Origin of the sequence: Kitasatospora sp. NPDC101155 (assembly GCF_044768305.1) — a bacterium.
Classification (GTDB): Bacteria; Actinomycetota; Actinomycetes; order Streptomycetales; family Streptomycetaceae; genus Kitasatospora.
In genome coordinates this window covers 163,152-179,870 of the sequence record NZ_JBIWPN010000011.1, presented here as the reverse complement: position 1 = coordinate 179,870, position 16,719 = coordinate 163,152, and the positions used below count along the sequence as shown (strand labels likewise).

At 71.1% G+C, this 16,719-nt stretch carries 15 protein-coding genes and 1 pseudogene; 8 read left to right on the top strand and 8 right to left on the bottom strand.

Annotated features, from left to right (window positions below):
• Positions 1–115: 115 nt before the first annotated feature.
• A complete protein-coding gene (locus tag ACIRYZ_RS19020) occupies positions 116–1,723 on the bottom strand; it encodes an NPCBM/NEW2 domain-containing protein (RefSeq protein ID WP_402945562.1) in 1,608 nt (535 codons plus the stop codon).
• Between the two features lie 668 nt (positions 1,724–2,391).
• Here ACIRYZ_RS19020 and ACIRYZ_RS19015 point away from each other — a divergent pair.
• A complete protein-coding gene (locus ACIRYZ_RS19015) occupies positions 2,392–3,588 on the top strand; it encodes a M6 family metalloprotease domain-containing protein (protein ID WP_402945559.1) in 1,197 nt (398 codons plus the stop codon).
• Between the two features lie 246 nt (positions 3,589–3,834).
• On the opposite strand, the pseudogene ACIRYZ_RS19010 reads toward ACIRYZ_RS19015, so the two are convergent.
• Positions 3,835–4,009 (bottom strand): annotated as a pseudogene (locus ACIRYZ_RS19010) (RNA polymerase subunit sigma-24); the annotation flags it as partial.
• Between the two features lie 421 nt (positions 4,010–4,430).
• On the opposite strand from ACIRYZ_RS19010, the gene ACIRYZ_RS19005 reads away from it, so the two are divergent.
• The 4 genes from ACIRYZ_RS19005 (at position 4,431) to ACIRYZ_RS18990 (ending at position 8,773) form a co-directional block, all read left to right on the top strand.
• The gene (locus tag ACIRYZ_RS19005; RefSeq protein WP_402945557.1) at positions 4,431–4,913 is read left to right on the top strand and encodes an RICIN domain-containing protein; all 483 of its coding nucleotides are present in this window, start codon (positions 4,431–4,433) and stop codon (positions 4,911–4,913) included.
• 226 nt (positions 4,914–5,139) lie between these two features.
• The gene (locus tag ACIRYZ_RS19000) at positions 5,140–5,394 is read left to right on the top strand and encodes a hypothetical protein (RefSeq protein WP_402945555.1); all 255 of its coding nucleotides are present in this window, start codon (positions 5,140–5,142) and stop codon (positions 5,392–5,394) included.
• A gap of 247 nt (positions 5,395–5,641) precedes the next feature.
• Positions 5,642–7,939: an RICIN domain-containing protein gene (locus ACIRYZ_RS18995; RefSeq protein WP_402945552.1), complete on the top strand. Its 2,298-nt coding sequence runs from the start codon at positions 5,642–5,644 to the stop codon at positions 7,937–7,939.
• 147 nt (positions 7,940–8,086) lie between these two features.
• Positions 8,087–8,773 carry a hypothetical protein gene (locus ACIRYZ_RS18990; protein WP_402945550.1) on the top strand — a complete coding sequence of 229 codons (687 nt, stop codon included), beginning with the start codon at positions 8,087–8,089 and terminating at the stop codon, positions 8,771–8,773.
• 361 nt (positions 8,774–9,134) lie between these two features.
• Here ACIRYZ_RS18990 and ACIRYZ_RS18985 read toward each other — a convergent pair whose 3' ends face one another.
• Complete coding sequence (locus ACIRYZ_RS18985) at positions 9,135–9,329, bottom strand: hypothetical protein (RefSeq protein WP_402945548.1); 195 nt, start codon at positions 9,327–9,329, stop codon at positions 9,135–9,137.
• Between the two features lie 332 nt (positions 9,330–9,661).
• On the opposite strand from ACIRYZ_RS18985, the gene ACIRYZ_RS18980 reads away from it, so the two are divergent.
• A complete protein-coding gene (locus ACIRYZ_RS18980) occupies positions 9,662–9,868 on the top strand; it encodes an NPCBM/NEW2 domain-containing protein (RefSeq protein WP_402945545.1) in 207 nt (68 codons plus the stop codon).
• 167 nt (positions 9,869–10,035) lie between these two features.
• Here the strand turns inward: ACIRYZ_RS18980 and ACIRYZ_RS18975 are convergent, their stop codons facing one another.
• Entirely contained in the window at positions 10,036–10,635 is a 600-nt protein-coding gene (locus tag ACIRYZ_RS18975; RefSeq protein WP_402945542.1) for a hypothetical protein, read from the bottom strand.
• A complete protein-coding gene (locus tag ACIRYZ_RS18970; protein ID WP_402945540.1) occupies positions 10,626–11,573 on the bottom strand; it encodes a hypothetical protein in 948 nt (315 codons plus the stop codon). Before ACIRYZ_RS18970 ends, ACIRYZ_RS18975 begins: the two co-directional genes overlap by 10 nt.
• A gap of 127 nt (positions 11,574–11,700) precedes the next feature.
• Here ACIRYZ_RS18970 and istB point away from each other — a divergent pair, with 127 nt between their 5' ends.
• Positions 11,701–12,552, top strand: coding sequence for an IS21-like element helper ATPase IstB (gene istB, locus ACIRYZ_RS18965; RefSeq protein WP_402945538.1), 852 nt, complete (start codon positions 11,701–11,703; stop codon positions 12,550–12,552).
• A gap of 358 nt (positions 12,553–12,910) precedes the next feature.
• On the opposite strand, the gene ACIRYZ_RS18960 is transcribed toward istB, so the two are convergent.
• Positions 12,911–13,714 carry an exodeoxyribonuclease III gene (locus ACIRYZ_RS18960; protein ID WP_402945535.1) on the bottom strand — a complete coding sequence of 268 codons (804 nt, stop codon included), beginning with the start codon at positions 13,712–13,714 and terminating at the stop codon, positions 12,911–12,913.
• A 297-nt stretch (positions 13,715–14,011) separates the two neighbouring features.
• Here ACIRYZ_RS18960 and ACIRYZ_RS18955 point away from each other — a divergent pair, with 297 nt between their 5' ends.
• A complete protein-coding gene (locus tag ACIRYZ_RS18955) occupies positions 14,012–14,785 on the top strand; it encodes a GntR family transcriptional regulator (protein WP_402945533.1) in 774 nt (257 codons plus the stop codon).
• Positions 14,786–14,886: 101 nt separating this feature from the next.
• On the opposite strand, the gene ACIRYZ_RS18950 is transcribed toward ACIRYZ_RS18955, so the two are convergent.
• Together ACIRYZ_RS18950 and ACIRYZ_RS18945 are read right to left on the bottom strand one after the other, a co-directional pair.
• Entirely contained in the window at positions 14,887–16,050 is a 1,164-nt protein-coding gene (locus tag ACIRYZ_RS18950) for an ROK family protein (RefSeq protein WP_402945531.1), read from the bottom strand.
• Positions 16,051–16,341: 291 nt separating this feature from the next.
• Positions 16,342–16,686, bottom strand: coding sequence for a hypothetical protein (locus ACIRYZ_RS18945; protein ID WP_402945529.1), 345 nt, complete (start codon positions 16,684–16,686; stop codon positions 16,342–16,344).
• Positions 16,687–16,719: the final 33 nt, after the last annotated feature.

Here is a 16,719-nt window from a genome sequence, read left to right as displayed (position 1 = left end):
CCAGAGGAAATGGTGATCACGCCTTCCTTCTGCGACGGCTGCCCGAGCGACGACGGCGAACGACTGCGAGCGGCGTCGGGGGATGTCCCGTCCGCGGCCCGCAGGTGGGTGGGTGTCAGCCGCAGCTGAGCTGGGGGTCGGCCCAGTCGGCGTGGTCGTGGTCGATGCTCTGCCCCGACTTGGTGACCACCAGGCGGAGGGTGTTGCCGCCGGTGAGATCGGCGCTCAGGTGCTTGACGGCGGACTTCCCGGTCAGCGTGCCACTGTCAGCGACCTTGGTGGTGTCCCGGTAGATCTGGAAGTCCACCGAACCCTTGCCGCCGGTCTCGTCGTCCACGCCCACGTCAACGGTGAGCTTCTGGCACTTCCCGCCGAGGTCGTAGGCGACGGAGCTGGCCGCGTGCACACCGAGGCCCTTGGCGTAGGTGGTACTGCGGATCGTCAGGGCGTGTCCGTCGTGCGCCGCGCGCTCGCCGTTGCTCATGTCCTTCTCGACCGGGCCCCAGCCGTTGGTGGCGATGGTCCAGGGTTGATCGCTGAGCGGGCCGGAGTGGACGGCCGGAGTGGGGGGCCGGCCGGTGCCGTCGGCGGTCGGGAGGGTCCACTGCTGCGCGGCGGTGCCGGCACAGTCCTCGGTGGTGGGGGCGCCGTCGGCCCCCACAGCGAGGCAACGTCCGGACCGGCTGTTCTTGAGGGTCTTCGCCGTGGGGTCGTATACCCAGAGCTTCGCCGGGTCGTCGACCCGGCCCTCGCCGCCGGTGCCCCGGCAGTCCCGGACGACGGCGGTGGTACCGTCCACGGCCAGGCACGTGTCGTTCCTCAGGCGCAGCGTATGGTCCACGGCGTACACCCAGGCCCGGTCGGACTCCTCGGCGCATTCGGACAACGCCGCTGTCGAGCCGTCGGGGGAGCTCAGGCACTGCTGGGCGTGCTGGACCATGCCTCGGGTGGTGTTGCCGATGGCGCCGTGCTGCACGCTGCCCTGTGGTGTGGTCTTCACCTTCGCCATCGACTTGCAGGTGTCGTTGACCTGGCTGCCGGAGACGGTGGCGGAGATCGTGCCGCCGTTGGCCTTCGGCACGCCGAAGACGACCGAGGTGGCCGGCTGGTTGTAGCAGTTGGACTCGGGCAGGCCCCACTCGAAGTACTCGGTCCAGTCCATCATCCCGCCCGGGGAGATTCCGCCGGCGCCGTTCGTCTTGATGCTGCCCAGGTCGATGCTGGTGTGGGTGGTGGTGTCGGTGACGGTGGCGCCGAACCAGCCCGGATCCGAGGTGGGGGCGACGGTGAACGCGTAGGTGTGGCCGGCCTGCCAGTCCAGCAGGGCGCTGCAGTGCTTGCCGCTGCCTTCGCCGCCGAAGTTCTCGCACGTGCTGACGGGGCTCTTCCTGGCGTCGGTGGCGTCCCACACCGAGAAGAGGACATGGCGCTTGTCACCGCCGTCGCTCTGCATGCCGAAATAGGCGGTCTGGTTGTTGTCGAAGGCGAACTGGTGGCTCCAGAAGACGTCGGCGGTGTAGCCGGGGTCGGACTGCGGGGTCGTCGTCCAGGTGACGTCGTGCAGGGAGCCGGTGCCGGAGGGGAAGTCGTAGAACGTGTTGGTGCCCGGCGTGGGACCGGCCATGGCCGAGGAGTTGAGCATGGCGGCAGCTCCTCCGGCCAGGCCGAGTGAGACGACGAGGCCGACGATGCGGAGCCGCTTCTTCGAACGGTGTTTGGCCACTGGTGTGCACTCCTTGTTGTGCGGGTGGTCTTCGGCAGAACCGTCGCTCGGGCGTGCCGAGGGGGTGCGGTTCGCGCGGGCCCCGAGGCACCTGCCCGCGGTGGAAAGGTCGCCCGGCAGCGGAGGTCGCCGAGGGCACGCGATGGCCGACGCCGCCCGGGCCGAGGGGCGGCGGGATCGGACCTGGTGCGGGCGTGCCACCTACTCTCGCGGGCGGAGAGCACCGACCTTGGGGGCCCGGCCGGCCGACACGAGTGATCGTAGGAGCGGCCGGGCGCCGAATCCGTCCCTCAGAGGGTCGGGTAACGAACTCCTAAGGCTCCGCTCACCTTTCGGCCGGTGCCCCCAGGCCGTGCCCGGTCTGGACGGGTGCGGTCGTGCTGACCGGTGCCGCCTTGAGGGTGTGGGTGAGCCGGCCGTCCGCGTCGTCCGCGGGCTCACACCCGGTCCAGTGGGTGAGCCGGCCGGTGTGCGGCCGTGCCGCTCGTACGCGTCGTCGACGAACCGCCCCGTCATCCGGTCGTGTGCCACCGCCGATCACGGGTTAAGCGGAACGTTAGGGCTTGGTTAGCCGCGCATTCGAGGGACGGTTCCGGCCACATCGCCGCTCCTACGATCAGCCAGGCATGGCGAGCTGTCGCCAGTCCGGACGAGTAGGGAGAGCAACCATGGGACGTCACCGTCGTACCAAGCGCATCACCGGCGCTGCCCTGGCCGCCGCCACCATCATCGGCGGCGGTGTGTACCTGAACGACGGTTCCGATCCCGCGTCGGCTGCGGTCATGGCGTCGGCGGCGAGCTGCAAATTGCCGGCGACGGACGCCGATCTGTCGGAGGGCTTCGGCAGCCAAGACGGTTTCGTGCCGTCGACCGGTGACGTGAAGGCAAAAATGATCTTCGTGGACTTTCCCGACGCCCCGGCGGACGACACCACCACCTCGTTGTACGACCAGCTCGCGCCCGGTGCGACCAGCTGGTTCTCCACGGCCTCGTACGGTCGGCTGAACCTGTCCGTCTCGGCGGACACGAGCCGCTTCTACCGCATGCCGGACTCCTCCGACAGCTACGGCTACCAACGGGGGCTGAGCTACGAGAGCCACCAGAAGTACATCCAGGACGCCCTGAACGCCGTTGGCCGCTCCGTGGACTTCAGCGGTACCCAGATCCTGTACGTCGTACCGACCAGGCGCGCCTCGGCGATCTCCTTCTCCCCGACCTTCATGGGCAGCGTGACGGCCGCCGACGGCACCGTCATCGACAAGACCGTCACCCTCGGCCAGGACCTGTGGTACTGGGGATCGAAGGTGATCAACCACGAGACGGGGCACGCCATGGGGCTGCCCGACCTCTACTCGTTCGCTTCCGGTGACGAGCACCGCTACGTCGGCGGCTGGGACATGATGGGGCTCATCTCCGGCCCCGACCCGGACCGCTTCGGCTGGCACAAGTGGAAGCAGCACTGGATCGATGACAACCAGGTCCGCTGCGTCACCGGCCAGGGCAGCACCACCGTTACCCTCACCCCCCTGGAGACGAAGGGCGGCAAGAAGATCGCTGTCGTCAAGACCAGCCCCACCCGCGCCGTCGTCGCCGAGGTCCGCACCAAGCAGGGCGTCGACAGCAACGCCTGCGCCACAGGGGTCCTGATCTACACCGTCGACACCGCCATCGCCACCGGCAACGGGCCCATCCGCGTCCAGGACGCCCGCCCCGGCTCCGGTGGCTGCGGGGGGCACGAACTCAACGACGCCACCTTCGGCTTCGGCGCCAACGCCGTCACCCACTACAGCGACGCCGAGTCCGGCGCGACGATCGACGTCACCGGTCACAGCGGCAGCAAGTACACGCTGACCATCCGCAAGTAAGCCGAAGCGGCATGGGGTTGTGCCGAACCCTGCCGTCCGAGCGCTGTCGGCCTCGACCCCGTTCGGCGGCCGGACAGGGGCGGTCTGGCGTTTTTCTGGCAGCCGCCCGCGCCGCGCCCGCCCCACCGCGAGCGGCCAGCACGAGTCCGGCGGAGGAGAGGAAAGTAGCCCGCCGCAGGCCAGGGCACTCACCGCCCGAAGGGCGCTGCCCGCCGCCCTGGAGCCGAACCCGAACGCCACCCGGATGTCGGCGACCATGACCACGTCCGGCGCCAGGACATCCATCAGTTCGTGCCGGTGCCCAGTACGCAGCGCGGGCCAGGAAGCATCGCGTCACAGCCTGCTGCTCCGAGCGACTCACCTCGACGCGCGGGCGGCGGGCTGCCACGTGCACGCGGGAACGCCTGGCGATCTGCCGCACCGCTACCACGCCACCTGGCGATCGTTCGACAGGGAACCCATCGTGGGATGGAGAAGAGATGTCAGATTCGGTGACTCATGCAGCCACGGACGCCGAACTGGCACGCCTGATCGGGGAGGAACACGCACGACGGTCCGCCCCTCGCACCCGAGCACGTACGCCGCATGCAGATGGCCGTCGCCCCGGTGGGCGACGCGCACTGACGTCCTTCGCCGCCGTCGGGGCGGGCGCGGTGGTAGCGCTGGTCATCGCCGGAGTGGTGCTCATGACCGTCGACTCGGCGGGAACACACCCTCCGCCGGCCGGCACCCTCCCGCTCCCCGGTTCTACGGAGTCAGCACCCTCCACGAGCCCCGCGAGCGCGGGGCCGGTGACCATTTTGCACTCGCCGCCGGCCACCCCCTCGCCCCCGCCACCGACGGTGGCCGTGGCACCACCACCAAGCCAGCCGATTGGCCTCCCGCTCGTCAACAGGAGCTCGGGGCTCTGCGTCGGCATCACCGACAAGAGCGCCGACAGCCCGCTGCAGCTCCAACAGTGCACCGGCCAGGCGTCCCAGCGGTGGGAACGTCTGGCGGCCGATCAGGACACCTACCAGCTCCGCAACGTCGGCACGGGAATGTGCCTCGACGGAACGACCGCCGGCGGGAACCTTGTCGCGGTCGCCCTCCGAAGCTGCCGGGCCGGTAAGCAACGCGCGCAGCAGGTCTGGCGGTTCGATCCGGACGCCAAAACCGGTGCCGTCCGGCTGTGGTTCGTGCCGTCGGTGCCGTCGAGCGAGGACGCCTCCCATCTGCTCGGCCCGGAGCAGTGGCCGAAGGACGACCCACCCCGCGTCGGATCAACCCTGGTCCAGCTGCCCGATTACTACCACTCCAGCAGCTTCCTGTTCACCCTGGGGTGACCGGCGAACGGGGCTGTGCCGTGGGCGGACTCCAGGAAGCGTGATCACGGCTCGTCGACGAACCGCCACGTCAGTCGGCCGGGCGTTCCCGTCGATCACGGGTTAAGCGGAACGTTAGGGCTTGGTTAGCCGCGTCTTCGAGGACTGATTTCGGCCACATCACCGCCCCTACGATCGGCCAGGCACAGCGAGTTGTCGCCAGTTCGGATGAGGAGGGAGAACAACCATGGGACGTCACCGTCGTCCTGAAGGCATCACCAGCGCCGCTCTGGGCGCCGCGACCGTGATCGGTGGCGGTGTGGATCTGACCGACGGTTCCGACTCGGCGTCGGCTGCGACCTGGGCGCCCGTCCCCGACTCCGGTGGCAGCGGAGGGCACGAACTCGATGACGCCACCTTCGGCTCCAACGCCGGGTCCGGTACCACGATCGACGTCACCGGCCACAGCGGCAGCAAGTACAGCCTGACCATCCGCAAGTAGCCAAAACGGCGCCGGGTGGTGCCGAACTCCCGTTGCCCGGGCCGCTGTTCGCCACGACAGTGCCGGCGGTCGGGCCGGGTCGGGAAGAGGCGGCCTGGCGGCCTTCTGACAGCCGCCCATGTCGCACCCGCCCCACGCCGCCGCGAGCGGCCGGCACCAGCCCGACGCGGGCAAGGAAGCGAGCCCGCCGCAGGCGCGGGCAACCCAGAGGGACACCCCGGGCCCTCGCACCAGGAAAGGAACGTGAATGGGACACCGAAGCAGCGAGCGTCGCCGTCGCCGGCAGAAGCGCTCGACCCGCAGGACGGCACTGGTCAGCCTGGCGGTCGCGGCCGGCATGCTCGCGGGCGCGCTGGGCCTCCAGACGGCGTTGGACTCACCCTCGCGCAACACGGCCGTGGCGTCGGCCGACGATCTCGGGGCGGGCCAGACGGTCGGCCTGGTCAGCGACGACGAGGGGGAGACCGGCTCCGCCGAGAGCGGCACCCAGGCGCCGACCCCGAAGCACGACACCAAGGCGACGCCGCTCAAGGAAATACCCAAGGACCAGCCCGAGCGCGGCCTCGTCTACTCCGGCCTGACCCTGGCCACCGACGACCGCTGTGCCGGACAGCTGCAGGTCAGCGGTGGTTCGCTCTGCAGCCACGGCCCCGATGCCCCGCCGAAGGGCGTCGACATCCACAAGGACGTCGCCCCGGTGGCCGCGGCCGCCGCCCAACCCGCCCCGCTGACCCCGCCCGCCAACGCCCAGCCGCCGGCTGCCGCCGACCTGCTGAAGGGCGGCGCGCCGGCCCTGGACGCCGGAAGCAAGGCCCTGCTCGGCGACGCGGCCGCCGACACCCCGCAGCAGAACGCGGCCGCCGGCGCGGCCGCGGGCGGCTCGACCGTCGTCTGCGACGGTGACGGCACCAGCGGCAACCGCGTCCAGGCGGTGTACGTCCACGCCCCGGGCAACGACCGCTATGCCCAATACTCGGCCTCGTTCAAGAAGTGGGCCGCCGACGTCGACACCATCTACAACGCCAGCGCCCAGGAGACCGGCGGCGAGCGGCACGTCCGCTTCGTCACCGACTCCGACTGCACGGCCTCGGTGTTGAACGTCCAGATCTCCGACGCCGACATCAAGGACTTCAACGCGCAGAACAACGCGCTCGCCAAGCAGGGGTTCAACCGCAAGGACCGCAAGTACATGATGTTCACCGACGCCCAGGTGTACTGCGGCATCGGTACCTTCGACGGTGACGATCGTCCCGGCAAGGACAACCAGAGTAACTTCGGCCCCTCGTACGGCCGTACCGACTCGGGTTGCTGGGGCGGCTTCGCCGCCGCGCACGAACTCGGCCACAACCTGGGCGCCGTCAACGACAGCGCACCCGACTCCAGCAAGGGCGGCCACTGCGTCTACGACTACGACCTGATGTGCTACTCGGACGCCCCGTACTACCCGAAGATGCAGCTCGTCTGCCCGGACAAGGCGCACGCCGACCGGCTCGACTGCACCCACGACAACTACTTCAGCACCGATCCCAAGCCCGGCAGCTACCTCGCCTCGCACTGGAACGTCGCCAACAACCGCTTCCTGATCGCGGGCGGCGGCACCGGCCCGAACCCGAACCCGACCCCCACCCCGACCAAGACCGCGAGCCCCTCGCCCACCCCGACCACCACACCCACCAAGACCCCCACGCCGTCCCCGACCCCGACGGCCACCGGCACCTCCTCGCCGACCGCCACGCCGTCCCCGTCCCCGACGGCCACCGGCACCGCTTCGCCGACCGCTTCGCCGTCCCCGACGGCCACCGGCACCGCTTCGCCGACCGCCACGCCGTCCCCGACCGCCACCTCCACCACCGGCTCCACCGGTCCTGACGTGACGGTCAGCCAGGTCACCCAGAGCTCGGCCATGCTGAGCTGGCCGGCCGCCAACGGCGCCAGCGGCTACGACGTCCTGCTGAACGGCCAGTCCGTCGGCACCGTCCACACCACCGTGGTCGGCCTGGTCCGGCTCGCCCCGGGCACCCAGTACAAGGTGGCCATCGCCTCCCGTGACGCCGTCGGCAAGGTCTCCAAGCCGGGCCGCACCGTCACCTTCAAGACCACCGCCGACTCCGGCAAGCCCCAGCCCGGCACCCACTACACCATGCTGAACGGGCTCACCGGCCAGGCCGCCGACCTGTGGGGCAGCTCGCTCAACGACGGCACCCCCGCAATCGCCTACCAGCGCACCGGCTACGCCAACCAGAAGTGGACCTTCGAGGACGCCGGCTCCGGCACCCTGCGGATCAAGTCCGTGCGCTCCGACAAGTGCCTCCAGCTGGGCGGCACCGCGGTGGCCGGCCAGTACGTCGCCCAGCAGCCCTGCTCCGACGCGGCCGCGCAGAAGTGGCAGGTGAACTCCTCCAACGGCGGCGTCACCCTCACCGCCCAGGGCACCTCGCTGGTCCTCGGCATCAGCAACCGCTGGTACTACGGCGGCTGGCTGCTGGAGCTCCAGCAGCCCAACGGCCAGGCCTTCCAGAACTGGTCGCTGCAGAAGGTCTCCTGACCCCAGGAAAGCCGGCCGGCCCGCTCGGTCCGTTGACCCCGGACAGGTCCGCTGACCGCAGGTAGGACCGATCGGCCGGGTGCGGCCGCCGTGAACCCCCGGCGGCCGCACCCGGCCCTCCCACTCACCGCACGAGGAAGCACCGCCATGCGTATCCGTTCCATCGCCGCCGCCCTGGCCGTCGCCGGGACGGTCGTTCTCGCACCCGCCGCCGTCCCCGCCTCCGCCCACGGCGACACCGTCCACCTGGAGATCACCGGGGCGGACAACGGGCACGTCACCACCATCGCCAGCTTCGAGAACGACCACGACCCGGTCACCGAGGGGTTCGCCGGCTCGCTCGCCGCCACCTCCTCCGACGGGCGCACGGTGGGCCCCTGGCGCCTGGTCGCCCTCCCCGGCCACCCCGGCAGCTACACCACCCGGGAGATCCTGCCGGCCGGTCACTGGAAGATCACCGTCGACTGCGCGTTCCCCGACCTCGGCCACGTCGAACGCGAACTCGACGTGGCAGCCGCCGCCATCACCGACCCGATCGGGTCCATGCCCACCACAGCCCCCACCGCCGGGCCGACCGCCGCCCCGTCCCCGGTCGTCACCCTCGGCCCCACCACCAGCCCGACGGCCCCCGCCCCCACCGGCGCCATCACCCCCGATCCGACCACCCCCGGTCCCGCGACCGCCACCGCGACGTCCAGCGCCCGGGCGAAGGGCTCCGCGTACGACGACGGCTCGACCGCCGCCACCTGGGCTGGCGTCGGCACCGCGGTCGTCGCTGTCGTGCTCGTCGTCCTGGGCTTTCGCCTCCGCCGCCGCAGTGCCGCCCGCGGCTGATCCGCCCCCTGGGGGCGTGCTCCGTATCGCTGCGGGGCGGCCCGGTGTCCGGGCCGCCCCCAAAGCGGTGGTGCTATTGGTCGGTGGTGCAGTCGTGGTCGGCCTCGACGTGGTCGCCGTTGGTGATCTGCGTCTCCAGGGACCAGCCACAGCCTGCCGAAAGTCCACCTCAAACACGCCTTCTCGGCCACCGCGATCAACGTGATCAGACTCGACGCCCACTCGACGGTTCAGCCCTTCCACCACATCCGGAGCAGCAATGCGGCATCGGTCTGTCCGACGAACGGGCTCAGCTGAAGGTCGCCTTGAGCGCCCCCACGGACCGAGCCGTGGACCGTCTGTGGGCGGACCGGTGATCGTGCTACTCGACGGTTGAGGGAGCGACCTCGACCGTGCGGGTTTGCCGGCGCTCGGTGCGTGTCTGGTAGCCGACCAGTACTACGAGTACGACGAGCAGTGCGGTGGAGGTGATGGCGGTTCCCACCCCGAGTCCGCCCAGCGCGACGGGCTTCTCCACCGAGTTCTCCGCAACCGCCCCGAGTGGGCGGGTCAGCACCGAGCCGTACCGAGTTCGGATGTGCCGAGGCCGCGGTGGCCAGCCTCTTGCGGTGAGGAATTGTGCGCATCATGGGACGTCATGGTGGCCGGTACCAGGTTGGGGCAGGCGACCCCGGCCGCGAGGTAGCGTTGGGTAGAGATGACATGTACGCTGCGTGTCGCTGGTTGAGCAGGATGCGGGCCCGGCCGCTGCTCCGTGGGGGGAGTCGCGCCCAGGCCCGGTGGCCGGCGGGGGTCCGGTTGAACTCGTGGGGGAGTTGCAGCCGGGCCCGTCGCCGAATATCGGTGGTATGCCCGCCCAGCCGCTTGGCCAGACGTGACAATCGTCCAGTGGGCCAGCGATTCCGGGCGCGTCCGTCCAGCAGGGGCTGGTCGGGAGCCGGGGCGGGTTTCGCCGCCAGCGGCCTGCTCACCGGCGTCGATCCGGCAAGGCAGCTGAGCGTCGACCCCGCCGGAGCCACCACTCTGCGCCTGGTGGTCGCCGACGGCAACGGAGGCGACCACGTCGACTGGGCGGCACCGGTGCTCGCCTGCTGACCCAGTGCTCCGGCAGGCGCGGTGGCGAGGGACGGGACCCCTTCTGCGTGACCGCGCCTGCCACGCACCCGGCCGTGGGATGTTGCGCCGTTCCGCTGGACGTGCGGGCACGGCGGGGCCGCTTCAGGGTGGCGGCCCCGCCGTGGGTCAGGGGCTGAGGGAGGACATCAGCCGGTGACCTGGACGACTGCGGTCCGGCCGGCGGTGACGGTGACGGTGGCGTAGGTGTAGGTGGTGCCGTCGACGGTCATGGTCTGGGCGGGCTGGGTGGTCCCGTTTACGGTGATGCCGGTGTGGTTGCCGGGGAACCGGGCCGTCCAGGTGAGGCTTCCGGTGGCGGAGGTGTTGGTGAGCGTGGACGTGGCGGCGCCGTCGTGGCGCAGGGTCACCGTGTCGCCTCCGACCGGGATGGAGGCGAGCTGGAGCCAGCCGATGTCACCCGGGAGCTGGGACGTGGTGGTCAGCGACTGGTCGGCGGCGTCGGGCTGGACGCCCATCAGACCCTGGACGGTCTGGCTGAGGAGCGTGTAGGAGATCTCGGGGTAGTCGGCGTTGAGGAAGCTGCCGCGCGAGGCGTTGACGTTGCCGTAGACGTACTGCATCCACTTCCAGCCCGTGGCGCTCATGTTGTGGGCGAAGAAGACGTCGGGCAGGTAGGTGTCGGCTTCGAGGTTGTCCGGGGCGCCGGGGCCGGAGGCCTGGGCGTCGATGAAGGTGAGGTAGCTGGTCTGCCGGGTGCCGGGGTCCATGATGCCCTTCAGCGGCATGAACCAGGAGTTCTCCTTGCCCAGTCCGTGTGGGCGGTGCCGTTGACGTCGTAGGCGCGCACCACGTTGGCGGGGTTGGCGGGGTCGACGCTCCAGGTGGAGTTGTAGTAACTCTTCAGCTGCGCCGCGTTGTTGGCGTACGTGGTGGCGCCGGTGGTGTCGCCCTTGGCCTTGGCGAGGGCGGCGGCGGCCAGGTAGGCCTGGTACTGGGAGCCGATGGCGTCGCCGGATTCGGCGAGGGTGGCGCCGTTCTCGTTGTAGCTGGCCACGCCCTGGAAGATGTCGCCGCTGGTGGCCTGGGCGATGGGTGTTCCGCCGTTGTCGATCGGGCCGGTGTGCCCGCTGACGTACGGACCGACGGTGTTGGCGACGAACGTGGACAGGGCCGGGTCGTTGAGGTAGTCGGTGTCGCCGGTCCAGGTGTAGGCGTCGTTGACCTTCTGGGTGAGTTCGAAGGCGGCGGGGAGCTCGCGGACGAAGGAGGTCGGGCTGTTGTAGTCGATCGCGCCGGGCGTCTTGGCGTCGAAGTTGACGGACCAGTACGGGTCGTAGCCCTGGGCGGGGGTGGCGGAGGCCGCGAAGGAGCGCAGCATGGTCTTGTTGGCGGCGTCGAGGCCGAGCAGGTGCGCGCCGACCAACTGGTGGGCGAAGTCGCGGGAGTAGTAGTAGGGGCGGAAGGGGTAGCCGGCCCAGACGGTGTTGGAGTAGACGCCCTGCTTGTTGGGATCACCGTTGATCGGGCCGCTGGCGCCCGGCTGGGTGGCGAAGGAGTTCGCCTTGGTCTTGGCCCAGTTGAACAGCGCGGTGACGGTGGCGTTGGACGAGCTGAGCTGCGGGTCGTTGGGCGCGGAGGGGGTGACGGTGACGTCGTCGACGTTGACCCAGCCGCTGGGGGAGCCTGCGCGACCAGGTCCACCAGCAGCACACCGCCCGCGCACGCACCGCGGCCCAGGCCCGGCTCCTGGCGCCCGACGGTCTCGGCATCGAGGTCGAGCAGCGCGAGCTGGCCACCTACGACCGCGTCTTCACTCTCATCGAGGGCGGAGCCGGAAAGGAAGATCCCTGATGACCCCGACCACCGCCCCTGCCGACCGGAGCACCACCGCCGCCACAAACAAGCGACCTGCTGAGGACCATTGCGCTCGCACCGGCCGGCAGACCGCCGCCGACCTGGCCTTCCTCGCCCGCGCGATGAAGGCCCCGGCCCTGCTGGACGCCGCCGAGCGCCTGGCCGAACGCGCCGAGGCCGAGTCCTGGACCCACCTCGAATACCTTGTCGCCTGTTTGCAGCGCGAGGTCTCCGCCCGCGACAGCCACGGAGGAGAGGGCCGCATCCGTGCCGCCCGATTCCCCGCGATCAAGCCCCTCGAGGAGCTCGACCTCGCCCACCTGCGTGGTCTGACGCGCCAGCAGCTCGCCCATCTGGGCACACTGGACTTCATAGCCGCCCGGGAGAACGCGATTTTCCTGGGGCCGCCGGGCACGGGCAAGACGCACCTGGCCACCGGGCTCGCCATCCGGGCCTGCCAGGCAGGACACAGGGTCGCCTTCGCGACCGCCGCCCAGTGGGTCGACCGGCTGGCCGCCGCCCACCAGGCCAGCCGGCTCCAGGAGGAACTCGTCAAGCTGGGCCGCTACCCGCTGATCGTGGTCGATGAAGTGGGCTACATCCCGTTCGAGGCCGAGGCCGCGAACCTGTTCTTCCAGCTGATCTCGAACAGATACGAGCGCGCGAGCGTGATCGTCACCTCGAACAAACCCTTCGGGCGCTGGGGAGAGGTCTTCGGCGACGAGACCGTCGCCGCCGCCATGATCGACCGCCTCGTCCACCACGCCGAGGTCCACTCCCTCAAAGGCGAGTCCTACCGCATGCGAGGACGCGAACTCGGACGCGTCCCCACCGACGACAACAACTGACAACCATCCGCGAGACCATGGATGGCCCACAACTGAACCGCCGAAACCGGCCCGTTTTCAGCCGTTGCCGACAATCCGTCCAGCTGGCAGTCCTCGTAGGGGACTTCGCCGTGCTCCCCGCCGACGCGGGGGTGATCCGCCTGGGTCCCACGACCGCTCTCGCTCTCGGCGGGTGCTCCCCGCCGCCGCAGGGTGATCCGCCCGGCACGGCGAGGACGGCGACGCCGGCCCGGTCTGGGTGCGGCCGGGCGGTGCGCTTCACGCGGTCGGAAAGTCAGGAGCTCTGGGCGGGGAGCGGTTGCTCTCCCCGCCCAGGGCTCCTACGGCGCACGGGCGGCCTCGCCAGCCCGGTGGGCGGTCAGAAGTCGTGGTTGTACACCACGGTGACGGGGGCGTGGTCGGACCAGCGCTCGGTATGGGTGGCGGCTCGCTCGACGTAGGCCTCGACCGCCCTGGCGGCGATGCCGGGCGTTGTACAATGCAGGTCGATCCGCCAGCCGGAGTCGTTGTCGAAGGCGCGGCCGCGGTAGGACCACCAGGAGTAGGGGCCGGTGCGGTCGGGGTGGAGGGCGCGGACGACATCGACGTAGCCGGCCTCGTCGTAGACGCGGGAGAGCCAGGCGCGTTCCTCGGGGAGGAAGCCGGCGGACTTCTGGTTGGCCTTCCAGTTCTTGAGGTCCTCGGGGCGGTGGGCGATGTTCCAGTCGCCGCAGACCACGACCTCGCGGCCGTCGGCGGCGGCGCGGGCGCGCAGGGCGGTGAGGTGGCCGAGGAATTCCGCCATGAAGCGTTCCTTCTCGTCCTGGCGCTCGGTGCCGACTTCGCCGGAGGGGAGGTAGAGGCTGGCGATGGTCAGGCCGGGCAGGTCGATTTCGACGTACCTGCCCGAATTGTCGAATTCCTCCGACCCGAATCCGATGACGGTGCGCTGCGGCTCCTGGCGGGAGAGGATGGCGACGCCGGCCCGGCCCTTGGTGGCGGAGGGGGCCCAGACCGCGTGCCAGCCGTCCAGGTCGCGCAGTTCGACGGGCAGCTGCCCGGGCTCGGAGCGCACCTCCTGGAGGCAGATCACGTCCGCCTCGGTTCCGGCCAGCCATTCGACGAAGCCCTTCTTGGCCGCCGCCCGGATTCCGTTCACATTCACACTCGTCACCACGATCACCCGGGCAGCCTACCGACTGGCCTCGCCCGCGCCGAAGCGTGACGCGCTGCCGCAGGCGGTGTCGGGCCGCCGGAAAACAGCTGTCGTGAACGCAGCATGAACCTCCGCGACGGCCGCATCAAGCCGCACCATTGGTCTTGACCATCTCCGGACGCAACACCTAGGGTCGCTTACTGCAAGGACCTTTAATAAAGAAGGACGGATAAAGGCCCGCTCTCCCACCTGCCGCAACAGCGGGCAGCGGGCCGGGGATCCGCCCTCCTCGTCAGGGCGGACAGAAGCAGGGTGGAGGACACGGTGGGAACGACAGGACAGCTTTCGTCGGTGCCGGAACCGAAGTACTGGCACCTGCGCACGGTGCTGCTGCGGGCCATCGACTCGGAGTTCTCCACCGGCCAGGTCCTGCCGAACGAGCGCGAGCTCGCCGCCCGCTTCGGGGTGGCCCGGGCCACGCTGCGACAGGCGCTCGACCAGCTGGAGCTGGAGGGCCGCCTGGTCCGCCGCCGGGGGATCGGCACCCTGATCGCCGCCCCGCGGGTCGGCGTCCCGGTGAACCGGCAGGAGGAGGGCTGGCCCGGCGCCGGCCGTAGCCAGGCCTGGCGCACGGTCGACTGCGCCACCGCCCCCGCCTCCGCGCAGCTGGCCAAGAACCTGGGCATCGCCGAGGGCGCCACCGTGCACACCGTCCGTCGGGTCCGACTGGTCGAGGGCCGTGCGATGGCCTGCGAGTCGCTGCACGTCCCGGCCTCCGCGCTGCCGCACCTGCCGGGCTTCCGGGCCGAGAGCGACCGCGCCCGTTCGGTGCTGCGCCAGCTGGAGCGACTGGAGGTGGACGGCGAGTCCCGCGCCGTCGAGCTCGGTGTCGCCGAGGCCGAGGAGGCTCTGCTGCTGGAGCGCCCCCCGGGCACCCCGGTGCTGGTCATGACCACCCAGTACGCCTCGGCGGGCCGGCTGGTGGCGCTCGCCGTCGCCACCTACCGGGCGGACACCTGCAAGCTGACCTTCGGCGAGGCCGGCCTGGTCGAGGTCACCCCGGTCGGCGCGGCGGCCGAGGTCCGCACCGCCTCCTGAACCATCTCCCGACACCCTCGGGCAACGGCCCGGGCGCCCAAGTGGCGTCCGGGCCGTTGCCGTTGCCGTTGAAGGGGTAGGGGGTCCGGGCCCGGAGCCGGTCAGAGACGGGGCGGGTCGACGGCGAAGAGCTGGTCCTCGACGTGGTCCAGGGCGACCCGCAGGGCGCCCATCGCGACGACCTCCGAACCCAGCGCCGCCAGCGCCACCTCGGGGGCGCGCAGAGTGAACTGGGCCAGCCGTTCGCGCAGCGGCTCCAGCACGCCGTCCAGTCCGGCGGCCCAGCCGCCGATCACCACCAGCTGCGGGTCGATGGCCAGCACCAGCGCCGCGACGCCCTGCACCAGACGGGTCAGGAAGCGGTCCATGGCGACCTTGGCCACCTCGTCGCCCTCCCGGGCCAGCCGCAGCACCCGGGCGACCGCCGCCTCGTCCAGCGGGTTGAGCGGCTTGCCGGTGGTGGAGAGCAGCCTCTCCGGGGTGACCTCCTGGCCGAGCAGGTGCAGCGCGCCGATCTCGCCGGCCGCGCCGCCGTAGCCGCGGTGCAGCTTGCCGTTGATCAGCGAGCCGGCGCCGGGGCTCAGGCCCGCCATCACGAAGACCACGTCGTCGGCGCCGAGTGCCGCGCCCTGCCAGTGCTCGGCGATGGCGGCGAGGTTGGCGTCGTTCTCGATCAGGACCGGGCAGCGGAACGAGCGCCGCAGCCGGGCGCCGAGGTCCAGGCCGGTCCAGCCGGGCATCGCGGTGCCGAGCTGGACGGTGCCCTCGCGGTCCACGATGCCGGGGGTGCCGGTGCCGACAGCCCACAGGTTGTCCCGGGAGATCCCGGCCTTGCGCAGCACCTCGGCGACGGCGGTGCGGACGGCGGAGAGCCGGTCCTCGGCGTCCAGGGTCTCGTCCACCGGTTTGAAGTGACTGCCCACCACCTCGCCGGTGAGGTCGGCGAGGATGACCCGGATGCCGTGCACGCCGATCTCGATGCCGAGGATGTGCCCGGCCTCGGCGCGGAAGCGGAACCAGCGGGCCGGGCGGCCGCGGCGGCCGGTGCCCGACTGGCCGTCCTCGCGGGGCTGTTCGACCTCGGCCACCAGTCCGGTCTCGACCAGACCCTCGATCACGCCCTCGACGGTCGGCCGGGAGAGTCCGGTCTCGCCGACGAGCTGAGTGAGGGTCACGGAGTGGCCGGCCCGCAGCGCCCGAAGGGTGACCGCGGCGTTGATCCGCCGCAGCAGCGAGGAGTCTCCTCCGGTGAGCCGATCCGCCAATGCGATGCCCTTCGCCGTTCGCGCGACTGCCCTGGCGCGCGGTGTCGAGTGCGCGGAGCCCACCGAATGGCCCGCGGGGAGGTGCCCCCGGAACGCGGTACGGGCGGCGCGAGGGCCGCCCGGGCGAGGGCCCGGAGGACATGCCGGAGCCTACCCGGGGACCGCCCTGCGGGGCGAGGATTCCCGCAGCTCATCCGGGCTTCGGTATCGAAATGGTACGGATCGGGTGGTGCCGTGTGATCCGGGCTTCACGAGTCGCTCACGGGCCGCCCGCATCCGGGTGCCGGGACGTCACCGCCCGCTCCCGGACGGCCCGCGACCCGGGCGCGGCCCCCTGCCCACCAGCTGACCGCACGGGCCGGCCGGGCGCACCGCCCGGAACGAGCGCACCGCCCGGAGCCCCCGTACCGACCAGCGCGAGCGCACCGACAGCAGCGAGCCGACGCTCAGCCAGGAGCACGCCGACAGCGCGCTGAAGACCGAGCCGGCCGAGCCGATCGACAGCACGCTGCCGACCGACCCGACGGAGAGCACCGAGCCGACCGAGCCGATCGACAGCAGCGAGCCGATGGAACCGATGGAGGCGATCGAGCCCAGTGAGGCCCGGGAGCGGATCGAGCGCACGGAAGCGACCATGGGCCCGATGGTAGCCGTGGCTCGGCAGCCGTG

Excerpts from the sequence above, each read along its gene's own strand:
- ACIRYZ_RS18945 (WP_402945529.1), bottom strand. The coding sequence starts at position 16,686 with ATGGTCGCTTCCGTGCGCTCGATCCGCTCCCGGGCCTCACTGGGCTCG.
- ACIRYZ_RS19015 (WP_402945559.1), top strand. The coding sequence starts at position 2,392 with ATGGGACGTCACCGTCGTACCAAGCGCATCACCGGCGCTGCCCTGGCC.
- istB (WP_402945538.1), top strand. The coding sequence starts at position 11,701 with ATGACCCCGACCACCGCCCCTGCCGACCGGAGCACCACCGCCGCCACA.
- ACIRYZ_RS19000 (WP_402945555.1), top strand. The coding sequence starts at position 5,140 with ATGGGACGTCACCGTCGTCCTGAAGGCATCACCAGCGCCGCTCTGGGC.
- ACIRYZ_RS18995 (WP_402945552.1), top strand. The coding sequence starts at position 5,642 with ATGGGACACCGAAGCAGCGAGCGTCGCCGTCGCCGGCAGAAGCGCTCG.
- ACIRYZ_RS18990 (WP_402945550.1), top strand. The coding sequence starts at position 8,087 with ATGCGTATCCGTTCCATCGCCGCCGCCCTGGCCGTCGCCGGGACGGTC.
- ACIRYZ_RS18975 (WP_402945542.1), bottom strand. The coding sequence starts at position 10,635 with ATGCCGCTGAAGGGCATCATGGACCCCGGCACCCGGCAGACCAGCTAC.